The organism is Wenzhouxiangella limi (assembly GCF_010499265.1).
GTDB classification, from domain to species: Bacteria; Pseudomonadota; Gammaproteobacteria; order Xanthomonadales; family Wenzhouxiangellaceae; genus Wenzhouxiangella; species Wenzhouxiangella limi.
Genome location: NZ_JAAGSC010000041.1, coordinates 519,034 through 529,260 on the forward strand (window position 1 = coordinate 519,034; position 10,227 = coordinate 529,260).

Below are 10,227 nucleotides of genomic sequence, written 5' to 3' on the forward strand. Positions count from 1 at the left end.
GGCTGGAAGTCGGTTTTCCGAAGTTCAGTGCAGCAAACGCCCTTGCTCTACTGGCGGCGCCCGGCTTTCCGGCCACAGGCCGGGCAAGTCCTTGCCGGCCAGGTGTTTCAGGATCCGCTCGATGACCGGCGGGTCTTCGATGCTCGCGATCACCTTGACGGTGCCGCCGCAGTTCGGGCAGGTTTCGACGTCTACCTTGAAAACCCGCTTGAGGCGTTGCGCCCAGCGCATCGCTGAGCGCTGCTCGGCCGGAGTGCGGTCTTCGGTTTGGGCTGACTTTGTGGGCTTCGTACCCCGGCCCCGGCGGGCCGGCGTGATCCGGACCCGGTAGGGGCTATTCGGCGCAAACACCCCGTGGAAGCGAGTGAGATTCAGGCGCGGCGGCGGGACGAGCGCCGCCAGCCGAGCGATGAAATCCAGTGGCTCGAAGATCACATGCGTCGTCCCGTCGCGGTAGAAATTCGCCAGCATGGCCCCATGCCGTTTGACCGCTACATGGCCATGGCGCTGTATGAGCCGGGGTTGGGTTACTACGTCAACGGCCTGCACAAATTTGGGCTTTCTGGCGACTTCGTCACCGCCCCGGAAGAGGGCAGCTTATTCGCCGCCGCGCTGGCCCGACAGATTGACGAAATCGCAGAAGTCTTGGGAGAGCCCTATACGATTCTTGAGCCTGGCGCCGGGTCGGGCGCGCTAGCCAGGGACCTTCTGCTTGGACTCAAAGACAAGCCGAGCCGATATCTGATTCTGGAGCCCAGCGCTGCGCTGCGGCAGGTTCAACGCGACACCTTGAGCACGTTACCCTCGGCACTACAAGCCTGCGTTGGCTGGCTGGACGCGCCGCCAGAAGAGTCCTTCACCGGCGTCATCATCGCCAACGAGGTGGCCGACGCACTACCGGTCAGCATCTTTGAGATCACGGATAAAGGTCTGCGCGAGCGCTGCGTAAAACTCGGCAACCAACGTCTTGAATGGAGTCTCGAGTTGCCGCGGCCCCGCCTAAAGCAGGCCTTCGAAGAACTGACGCAACATCTGAATGAAGCTTTGCCGGTCGGCTACTTCAGCGAAATCTCGCTGGATCTACCCGGCTGGATTGAGACCATCAGCCGCCCGCTACAGAAGGGCGCGGTCCTGCTGGTCGACTACGGCTACCCCAGAAGCGAGTACTACCTGCCGGCACGCGCAACCGGCACGCTGATCTGCCACTTCCGCCACCGCGCCTACTTCGACCCCTTTGTCTGGCCGGGACTGACGGACATCTCTGCCTGGGTGGATTTCAGCGCAGCGGCTGAAGCCGGGCAGCGCGCAGGATTGGATGTTGCGGGCTTCGCTACGCAGGCGGACTTCCTCCTTGCGCTGGGCGCCCATCAATGCGTCGAACAGGCCGAAGACGAACAGTCCCGCCTGCGTCTCGCCGGCGAACTGAAGCGTCTGATCCTGCCCGGAGAAATGGGGGAGAAATTCAAAATGCTTGCGCTGAGCCGACTGGCCGATTGCAGACTATCCGGGATGTCGGAGAGGGATCAGCGCCTTCGGCTGTAACGAATCGTCTGGCCGCCGCATCATCATCAGGCTCATTGAACACTGGGGCGCAGCGTGAGCACTCTGGCATCAGGACCAGGATCATCGACACTGATGTACTGTCCATCCATCCAGAGTTGCGCCAGATCATTGTAGTGCGGCGAGCGGAAATGCCCGGACTGTCCGGCCCGGAAGGCGAAGCGCGCTGCGTCGGGGTCTGCCATATCAACCAGCATCTTCATGAACGGAGTCGATGAAGGTGGATCCGGGTCCAACGTATCAGACCACGGCATCAACGCCGCCCTGAGCGAGTCGGGCCCGCCCGGCATCTGCAGACTGCGAGAGAAGACGTCACCCAGCAGAGGCAAACCACGGAACAGAATGTGCGGCGCATCATGGGCCATCGCCTGCCCCCAGCGCCACTGATCCGGGTTCTCGCCCCAGCGCGTCTCCAGACGCTCTCTTGCACGGCTTAGAGATTCTGCAACCAACGCGTCGCAGGACTCATCCACGCCATCGGTGGTGCGATCGTCACACCAGCCCGCGAGATCTCCTTCCAGCGCCGCCAGCAGCGGCATTACATTATCAATCTGCCCCTGAGCCACTGCCGCGAGAGGCCCAAGCTCATCGGCAAAGATTGCCGACAGCAACTCGCTTACCCAGACCGAAAAAATCAACGGCGCGGCCGTATCGGCATCATAACGGCCATCCCATGTAGAAACGATCTCCCAAAGGGGCCTATCCGCCTCATTCAATGGCGTGGCTGCGCGAAGATAGGGCAGGAGATCGCGAGCAGCCGGCGACAACGTATCAAGCTGCATTTCCTGGAAACTATCCAGATCATGGCGCACCCTGGCGTCAAGCAACTCCTGAATCCGACGCGCCCGGTTCACGTCACGTCCGGCATCACTCAAGTAATGCGGGTAGTCAGATCCGGCGATAGCCTGATTCGCAGAAATGATCCGACCGCTGGCCGGGTTGATCAATTTTGGATTCTCAGCGTAGGCGACAAGCTGAGCAAAAGGTGGTCGTGCGCTTGGATTGTCCGGTACGGATGCACCCACCTGGGAAGTGCGTTCCGGAATCCCACCCGGCATCACGTAGCCGATATCGCCTTCGGTATCGGCGAATAACACATTGACGGGCTCGCCACCAAACACTGACATGGCCTCAATCACTTCCTCGGCATTATCCGCTCGCGCCAACTGCAGAAAGCCTGCCAACTGGCACTCGCATTCAGTCACGTCAAAACGGTCCAGCACCACCAAATCCTGGTCATCGTCGATAATCGGATGGCGCATGAACGTGCGAGGAAACACCACGCCGGCCGGCGATCGCCTGACCGTGAATTCTTTTTCGTCCCCAAACCGGACCGGAATCCGCACCGTTTCGATCTCGTAGTTCCGCGCCCCTACTGGCGTCAGGTAACGATCCGGATCATCAGGATCCCGCTGCAGAATCGAGAAGTCCGCTGTATCTACGGAACCCGTGGCAAACGTGACACCAAAGGCGATCGAATTGGTTCTTCCCATGATGAAACCTGGCGCACCCGGAGCCGTCACGCCGACCACTTCTCGACCCGGCCACGACAGATGCGCGGCATACGTGAGCCCCGGCGTCTGCACCGGCATATGCGGGTCATTAGCCAGCAACGGCAAACCACTCTCGCTCAACCGCCCAGACAGCACCCAGGCATTGGAATAGCCGCTTCGGGACTCAAACGGCGCTGAGCCTGATTCGGGGCCAGCCGATGCTTCCAGATGCAACGGCGTATCTGATCGGAATGGCTGGAAATAGTCCAGTGCTTGGTCACCTATTGGCGCCTGTTTGCGAAACTGCTCGCGAAGCATTGCTCCGCCGTCGGTAAACGGTCGCGAAAGACCGAAACTTACAAAGACCGTATCAAGTGGAGTCCAAGGTTCCATCTGGGCATGCAAAAGCACATGCTCGGGCGCGCGGACATCATCACCAGCACTCAGATACGCATTCACGCCGGCAACGTAGGCATCAACCATCTGGCGCTCCCGCGGCGGCAAGGCTTCCAGTGTCTCTCTTGCCTTGGACGGGAAGCCGCGGATATGCGCCAGCTGATCGACACGAAGCGTCAGCGGCCCCATCAGTTCGCTGAGTCGGCCCGACATGGCGCGACGCACTACATCCATCTGAAACAGTCGATCCTGCGCGTGGGCGTAGCCGAGCGCGAACCAGGCATCCTGCTCGCTTTGAGCGTCGATATAGGGAATGGCGTACTGGTCACGCTTGACCACGACCGCTCCCGATAGACCCTGAACGCTAACCTCACCGGCGTAGTCCGGGAGCGGCACGGTGCTCGCCCTCCACCAGGTGAATGCGGCATAAAGCATGCCCGTCATGAACAGGGCTGTACAGACACCTATGACATAACCGAGCACCCGAAGAGCAAAACGCATAGCGGCCTCCGCTTGGATTCAAAAGCAGGTTCGGCGTGGCAGGAACACGCTCAACAATTATAGGCACCGCACTTTTTGAATTCCAGCGAAGACCTTTGCAACGGGCCTCCAGACTAGTCTGAAGACTCTAATTCCAATCCCTATGCTGGACGGTGCGATAAACTCCTGATTCACCGCTTCGGACGCTGTTTTCATGGCCAAGACTTACGACTACATCATCGTCGGCGCCGGTTCTGCCGGGTGCGTCTTGGCGAACCGTCTCAGCGCCGATCCGAACTGCCAGGTTCTTCTCCGAACTGCCAGGTTCTTCTGCGTATAGGAATTATAAGCACCCCATTTTCCGATTTCCAGCGGTATCCGGAGCCGCGTCAGCCCTGCCCATGGCCCTTACCCGAGCCCCCGGCAGCCCTCCAGCAGGCCTAAATTCCCCCGGTTGTGCGCTATCCGCGCCAATCAATCGACGAAATCTGCCGTTTTGCCGGCGTTGGCCTGTGCCGGCACGAGCGGCCCCGGGCCACGCCCGGCGAGGCGCGGCTGGAAGTCGGTTTTCCGAAGTTCAGTGCAGCAAACGCCCTTGCTCTACTGGCGGCGCCCGGCTTTCCGGCCACAGGCCGGGCAAGTCCTTGCTGGCCAGGTGTTTCAGGATCCGCTCGATGACCGGCGGGTCTTCGATGCTCGGCAAATAGGGCGCTTAACATTCCTATACGCAAACTTTTTTCTTTTTGAACCACGCCCCTGAGCGGTCCTCGTCTTGAAGGTTCCCATAAAGAGAACTATAGTTCCCATAAAAGGAACTGAAGCTGATTGATGAATGCTTTGGCGGAAGCCCTATTCACCACTACCCAACGGCGGCTCCTGGCCCTTCTCTACGGAGAGCCGGACCGAAGTTATTACTTAAAGGAAATCCTGCGGGCTGCAGGCATGGGGGTCGGCACCGTCAAGCGTGAACTGAGCCGGATGGTTGAGGCCGGCATGGTCAGCCAAACCAAGCGCGGCAACCAGCACCACTATCAAGCAAACAAGTCGTGCCCCATTTATCCTGAGCTTGCCGGTTTGGTCATGAAAACTATTGGCTTGGCAGAAGCCTTGCGCCGGGCCTTGAGTCCCCTCGCCGACCGCATCGAGTGGGCTTTCATATTTGGCTCGGTGGCAAATGGAAAAGCGAGCGTAGGAAGCGATGTCGATCTCCTTGTCATCGGGGACCTGAAATACGACGAGTTGTCTCTGGCGCTTTACCCCGCCCAGGAGGCCATCGGTCGAGAGATCAACCCGAAGCTTTATCGACCCGACGAATGGGCCGCTCTGTCGAAGTCTGGGAACAGCTTCATCGAAAATATTCTCAGCAACGCGCGGATTGACCTGATTGGAAGAACCCCATGACGCTGGACAACCTGGTGGGGAGTTCTCTGGAGCGCATTGATGTCAATCCTGAAGCCATCCGAAGGCTCATCGTGGCGGCCGAACGAAATCTGGCGGATGCGCAGGTTGAAGCCATCAGCCCCGAGAACCGCTTTGATGCAGCGTACAAGGCCATCATGCAGTTGGCTAATGCAGCCCTCTAGGCCAACGGCTACCGGACATTGACCAGCCGGCCAGGGCACCACATGACCATGATCCAGTCACTCACCCGGACGATTAGGCTCGAGCGCGAGCGCATGATCACGCTCGACAGCCTGCGAAAGCAGCGGAACGTCAGTGACTATTCCGGTGATCCTGTCTCGACGGCTGCTATGGAGACATGCATTGAACATGCCCATGACCTGCTCAACCAAGCGAAAGCCTGGCTGAACGCCAATCGGCCGGAGTGCCTGTAAAAGGGCTTGAGCGAATTTCAGGAGTTTTTGGATGACCCCAATTGCTCATCAGCAATGTGCCGGACGAAAAGGACCCGATGACGGATTTGGTGGGCCACTCCATCACTTGTCGCATCACCGTCGGTCCGCACCGCGGCCGCAAGGTATTTACGCTGCAGACCCTGCCGAGATGTCGAAACTTGCCCGAAGTGCGGCGGCTCGGTCAAGGTCATCGCATGTACGCGCAACGGCTCCACTTCAGGGCTTCTCGCCCTGCGGGCAATTCGCCCTTGCGTTCACGCCTGCGCTGAAGACCCGCCGGTCATCGAGCGGATCTTGGGTCATCTGGCCAGCAAGGACGTGCCCGGGCTGTGACCTGACAGTCGGGCGCCTCCCGGACCCGGCGGCTTGCTTCACTGAATCGCAGGAAATCAACTTCAGGTCGGGTTCCATCCATGCGCGGCCTGGCGGCGCTCGTGCCCGCTCGGCTTGATGACCGAAAATCAGGACGATTCAGGGCTGGGTTGACTGAGACAGAGCGAAATTCGCCGAAAACCGGGCGACCGAGGATGCAAATTGGCACCAGACTATGGATCGGCGAGGCCGTGGATACTTCTGGAAATCAGGCAATAGGGCGCTTAAAATTCCTATACGCAACCCCTTAGCCGAGCCCTGACATCTGCACTCAGTTCATGGAAGCCGTCAACGAAAAGCGCGCGCTGCTGTTCGCCCTGGGGGCGGTGCTGATGTGGTCGACGGTGGCCACGGCCTTCAAGCTGTCGCTGGAGCATCTGGCGCCGATCCAGCTGCTGGCCTGGGCCTGCGTGGCGTCGGTGCTGACGCTGGGGCTGCTGCTGGTGGCCACCGGCCGGCTGGGTCAGGTGCTGCGCGGCAGCCGGCGCGATTATCTGTACTCGCTGGCGCTGGGCCTGATCAATCCGCTGGCCTACTACGTGGTGTTGTTCGAGGCCTACGATCGGCTGCCGGCGCAGGAGGCGCAGCCGCTCAACTACACCTGGGCGTTCACGTTGGCCATCCTCGCCGTCCCCCTGCTTGGACAGCGCCTGACGCGCATGGATGTGATCGGGGGACTGGTCGCCTACTCCGGGGTCTGGGCGATCGCCACGCGCGGCCAGGTGCTGGCGCTGGAGTTTGCCAACCCGGTCGGCGTCGGTCTGGCGCTGGGCAGTACGGTGCTGTGGGCGCTGTACTGGATTTTCAGCACGCGCGATACCCGCGACCCGCAAACCGGGCGACCGAGGATGCAAATTGGCACCAGACTATGGATCGGCGAGGCCGTGGATACTGCTGGAAATCAGGCAATAGGGCGCTTAAAATTCCTATACGCAGGAGAAAATTGATCTAACTTCAAACTGACAAATGATACTGCAGGTCACGTGGTCATGGAGACTATGGAACCGACAATGCCGGATCGCTATACTCCCAAAGCTGATCGTGAACAAACTGGGGGCAACTATGTACGGGCTGGTGCATCAAGGAATACGAAGAATGGTCACCGAGATGTTTTCTGAAGAGATCTGGAAGAGAATCTCGGAGAAAGCTGGAGGCGACGATGTTTATGTCGCAATGGATCCATACCCTGATGAACAGACTCTGAAACTGGTCATGGCAGCAAGCGATGTACTAGAGATGGAGCCTGCGGATGTCTTGAAGGCCTTTGGTAAATGGTGGATCGGATTTGCCGGTACCGAGTACAAATCGCTTTTGGATATGGCCGGCTCGACTTCCAGCGAGTTCATGAGCAACGTCAACGAAATCCACGCCCGAGTCGGACATTTGATGCCCGAGCTCAAACCTCCAAATTTCCGGGTCGAGGAGCTTGAGACGGGTTCATTCGACGACCATCTTCCCAGCGTCTTCGAATTGCACTATTTCTCAACCCGCGACGGCCTTTTTCCTATGGTCCACGGGATGCTTGAGGGCGTGGCAGACAGCTGCGGTGAGGATGTCCTGATCGAACATCTTGTTCATTCTTCAGAAGGTAACGAGCGAGACATCTATCGGGTCTCAGTGACCAAAAAAAAGAATCGATGACGGTCCCGCCTGACCCAGAGCAGTCATGAACAATATCCATAAGCTACTCTGCTCTGCATTTCCATTCCATATTGTCCTCGATAAAAGCCTCACTGTTGTTCAGACCGGGCCCTCTCTGCGGAAGCTTGAAGGGTCCAAATGGAAAGGCAAGCCATTTCTTGAATGCGTCGAAGTCGAGACGCCTTCCAGTACCAAAAGTTATGACGATATCGTCGCGTCGGGCTCGTCGGTTTTTTTTCTGAAAGACCACGAAACCTCCGTCACCTTAAAAGGACAGTGGGCTCCATTCTCTGCCAAAGACCAGGACTACCTGATCTTTCTATGTTCTCCGGTCATCACCAGCCAGGACGATATCGACCGTCTCAAGCTGAATCTGGGCGATTTCCCAAAGTACGACTCGACGATTGATTTTCTGGTCATACTTCAGACTCAGCAAAACATGCTCACCGACAGTCGGCGAATGGCTGCGGCACTCAAGAAAGAAATAGCGGAGCGTAAAACGGTTCAGAAGCAGCTGGAGAAAGCCAGGGCGTCACTGGAACAAACTGTAGCCGAGCGCACAAGTCAGCTCCGCGACGCCAATGAGCAACTGGAAAATACCATCCAACTATTGGAGCAACGCAATGCAGAAATCACGCGCCTTTATGATCTTGGCGAGATGCTGCAGGGTTGCCAAACACTTGACGCGGCATTTACCGGGATTGCACGTTTGTTTGCCAGACTAATGCCATCCAGTTTGGGTGTGATCCAGTACCGAGCGTCTCCAAAGCAAGAAATGCAGGTCGTTTCCCGGTGGGGGGCTGCAACGATAGACAAGACGCTTTTGCAGGAAGTAGAAGAGCCTCTGATATTCGACGGGATCATCTACGGGGCGATTTGGATTGCTTACTCGGATGCCATGCCCGATATTTCCAAGAGTGTCTTCGTGAATACCTCTCTGAAACAGATCAACAAGGCGCTTGAAAGCCTGCACGTAAAAGGCAAGCTTCATGAGCAATCCGTTCGGGATCCGCTAACCGGTCTGTCCAATAGACGGTATATGCTGAATTTTTTTCAGCAACAAATTCAAAAAGCCGAGAAGGCAGTCGACACTGACTGGCCTATCGGGCTCATTATGATTGACATAGACCACTTCAAGTCATTCAACGACCGATTTGGTCATCATGTTGGAGATCGGGTGCTGGTCGAACTTTCGGGGCTCCTTAATCGTCACGTCCGTGGTGATGACGTTGCCTGTCGATACGGGGGCGAGGAGTTCTTAGTGATTTTGCCCGGCGCCGGCCGAATCCAGTGCGCCGAACGGGCTGAGAGGATACGCACAGATGTGTCTCAGACGCTACATGAGAGATTGTGCGGACCGGTCAATGAACCGATCACGATCTCTGGTGGAGTTAGCTACTACCCAGCACATGGGAAGACTCCACAAGCCTTGATCGAGTACGCCGACTCAAGACTTTATGCTGCCAAACGGAGTGGCAGGAATCAGATCCTGTAACCCGGTCTGTACCGTCCTGCAGGGTTGATTTCTCACTCGATAACGAGTTATTGACCGACTGACAGTGTGCCCGCTGCTTGCGATCCTGCCGTTTTGCAAGCGGCCGAGTAGCGGTCAGTCTAGGCATGGGCAGTGTTGGGTTCCAGCGCCACCGATCCGAACAAACACTGCTCTGCCAGATCGTCGAGCGGTATTACCCGGCTTTTACCGACCACCTGGCCGAGGCCGGCAAACAACTGCCCGCCCATGTGCGGCAGGCGTTCGATGGCTACCTGCAATGCGGCAGGCTGGAGCACGGATTCCTGCGCCTTCGATGCGACACCTGCCACGCCGAGCATTTGCTGGCGTTCAGCTGCAAGCGCCGCGGGTTCTGCCCTAGCTGTGGAGCCCGGCGCATGGCCGATGGTGCCGCATGGCTGGTCGACCAGGTGTTGCCTGAGCGGCCGATTCGTCAGCGCAGGCGAGAGCGACCGCACGTCTTTCGCGAAGCGCATGCAGTAAGAGAGCGGAGCCGTCGCGCGTGGGTATTGAGTCTCCCGTATCCGCTACGGTTTCTTCTGGCCACCCACCCGGCACTCATGGGTCGCGTGCTGGGTATCGTCTATCGGGTCATTGCCGGCCACCTGATCCGGCAGGCCGGCTTTACGCAGCAGTCGGCCCGCACGGGTTCGGTCACGCTCATCCAGAGGTTCGGCTCAGCGCTGAATCTCAACATCCACTTCCACATGCTGTTTCTCGATGGGGTCTACGTGGTGGATTCGCCCCACGACAACCGACCCCGATTCCAGTGGGTACGCGAGCCGACGTCGGCCCAGTTGACGCAATTGGCCCACACCATCGCCCGCCGGGTGGGGCGGATGCTGGAACGCGAAGGCTTACTGGAGCGCGACACCGAGCAGCTTGACTTTAGCGGTGTGCTGGACGAAGAGGACCC

The 10,227-nt window shown here is 58.4% G+C and carries 10 protein-coding genes and 1 pseudogene; 8 read left to right on the forward strand and 3 right to left on the reverse strand.

The features are described 5' to 3' along the window. Window positions 1-24 precede the first annotated feature (24 nt). Window positions 25-456, reverse strand: a pseudogene (locus G3I74_RS11010) (transposase); the annotation flags it as partial. 21 nt (window positions 457-477) lie between these two features. On the opposite strand from G3I74_RS11010, the gene G3I74_RS11015 reads away from it, so the two are divergent. Continuing rightward, window positions 478-1,542, forward strand: a complete 1,065-nt coding sequence (locus tag G3I74_RS11015) for a class I SAM-dependent methyltransferase (RefSeq protein WP_164211627.1) — start codon at window positions 478-480, stop codon at window positions 1,540-1,542. A 32-nt stretch (window positions 1,543-1,574) separates the two neighbouring features. Here G3I74_RS11015 and G3I74_RS11020 read toward each other — a convergent pair whose 3' ends face one another. Both G3I74_RS11020 and G3I74_RS16120 read right to left on the reverse strand, forming a co-directional pair. Continuing rightward, window positions 1,575-3,950, reverse strand: coding sequence for a penicillin acylase family protein (locus G3I74_RS11020; protein ID WP_164211628.1), 2,376 nt, complete (start codon window positions 3,948-3,950; stop codon window positions 1,575-1,577). A 556-nt stretch (window positions 3,951-4,506) separates the two neighbouring features. Then, a complete protein-coding gene (locus G3I74_RS16120; protein WP_275401512.1) occupies window positions 4,507-4,632 on the reverse strand; it encodes a hypothetical protein in 126 nt (41 codons plus the stop codon). 125 nt (window positions 4,633-4,757) lie between these two features. Here G3I74_RS16120 and G3I74_RS11030 point away from each other — a divergent pair, with 125 nt between their 5' ends. From G3I74_RS11030 to G3I74_RS11055, 7 genes are all read left to right on the forward strand, one after another. After that, complete coding sequence (locus G3I74_RS11030) at window positions 4,758-5,330, forward strand: nucleotidyltransferase domain-containing protein (RefSeq protein ID WP_164211629.1); 573 nt, start codon at window positions 4,758-4,760, stop codon at window positions 5,328-5,330. Continuing rightward, window positions 5,327-5,512, forward strand: a complete 186-nt coding sequence (locus G3I74_RS15720) for a hypothetical protein (RefSeq protein ID WP_203594680.1) — start codon at window positions 5,327-5,329, stop codon at window positions 5,510-5,512. Before G3I74_RS11030 ends, G3I74_RS15720 begins: the two co-directional genes overlap by 4 nt. Window positions 5,513-5,560: 48 nt before the next feature. Then, window positions 5,561-5,764 carry a hypothetical protein gene (locus tag G3I74_RS15725; protein ID WP_203594681.1) on the forward strand — a complete coding sequence of 68 codons (204 nt, stop codon included), beginning with the start codon at window positions 5,561-5,563 and terminating at the stop codon, window positions 5,762-5,764. A 671-nt stretch (window positions 5,765-6,435) separates the two neighbouring features. Then, window positions 6,436-7,104, forward strand: coding sequence for a DMT family transporter (locus tag G3I74_RS11040; RefSeq protein ID WP_164211630.1), 669 nt, complete (start codon window positions 6,436-6,438; stop codon window positions 7,102-7,104). Between the two features lie 115 nt (window positions 7,105-7,219). Continuing rightward, complete coding sequence (locus G3I74_RS11045; protein WP_275401525.1) at window positions 7,220-7,798, forward strand: heme NO-binding domain-containing protein; 579 nt, start codon at window positions 7,220-7,222, stop codon at window positions 7,796-7,798. A gap of 25 nt (window positions 7,799-7,823) precedes the next feature. After that, on the forward strand, window positions 7,824-9,293 hold the full coding sequence (locus tag G3I74_RS11050) for a diguanylate cyclase (protein WP_164211632.1): 1,470 nt from the start codon (window positions 7,824-7,826) through the stop codon (window positions 9,291-9,293). A 125-nt stretch (window positions 9,294-9,418) separates the two neighbouring features. Next, window positions 9,419-10,227 (forward strand): transposase zinc-binding domain-containing protein (locus tag G3I74_RS11055; RefSeq protein WP_164211633.1); only part of this gene is annotated, 809 nt, incomplete at its 3' end.

Coding starts and splice junctions, on each gene's coding strand:
- G3I74_RS11015 (WP_164211627.1), top strand. CDS start 478: ATGCCGTTTGACCGCTACATGGCCATGGCGCTGTATGAGCCGGGGTTG.
- G3I74_RS15720 (WP_203594680.1), top strand. CDS start 5,327: ATGACGCTGGACAACCTGGTGGGGAGTTCTCTGGAGCGCATTGATGTC.
- G3I74_RS11045 (WP_275401525.1), top strand. CDS start 7,220: ATGTACGGGCTGGTGCATCAAGGAATACGAAGAATGGTCACCGAGATG.
- G3I74_RS11020 (WP_164211628.1), bottom strand. CDS start 3,950: ATGCGTTTTGCTCTTCGGGTGCTCGGTTATGTCATAGGTGTCTGTACA.
- G3I74_RS15725 (WP_203594681.1), top strand. CDS start 5,561: ATGATCCAGTCACTCACCCGGACGATTAGGCTCGAGCGCGAGCGCATG.
- G3I74_RS11050 (WP_164211632.1), top strand. CDS start 7,824: ATGAACAATATCCATAAGCTACTCTGCTCTGCATTTCCATTCCATATT.
- G3I74_RS11040 (WP_164211630.1), top strand. CDS start 6,436: ATGGAAGCCGTCAACGAAAAGCGCGCGCTGCTGTTCGCCCTGGGGGCG.
- G3I74_RS11030 (WP_164211629.1), top strand. CDS start 4,758: ATGAATGCTTTGGCGGAAGCCCTATTCACCACTACCCAACGGCGGCTC.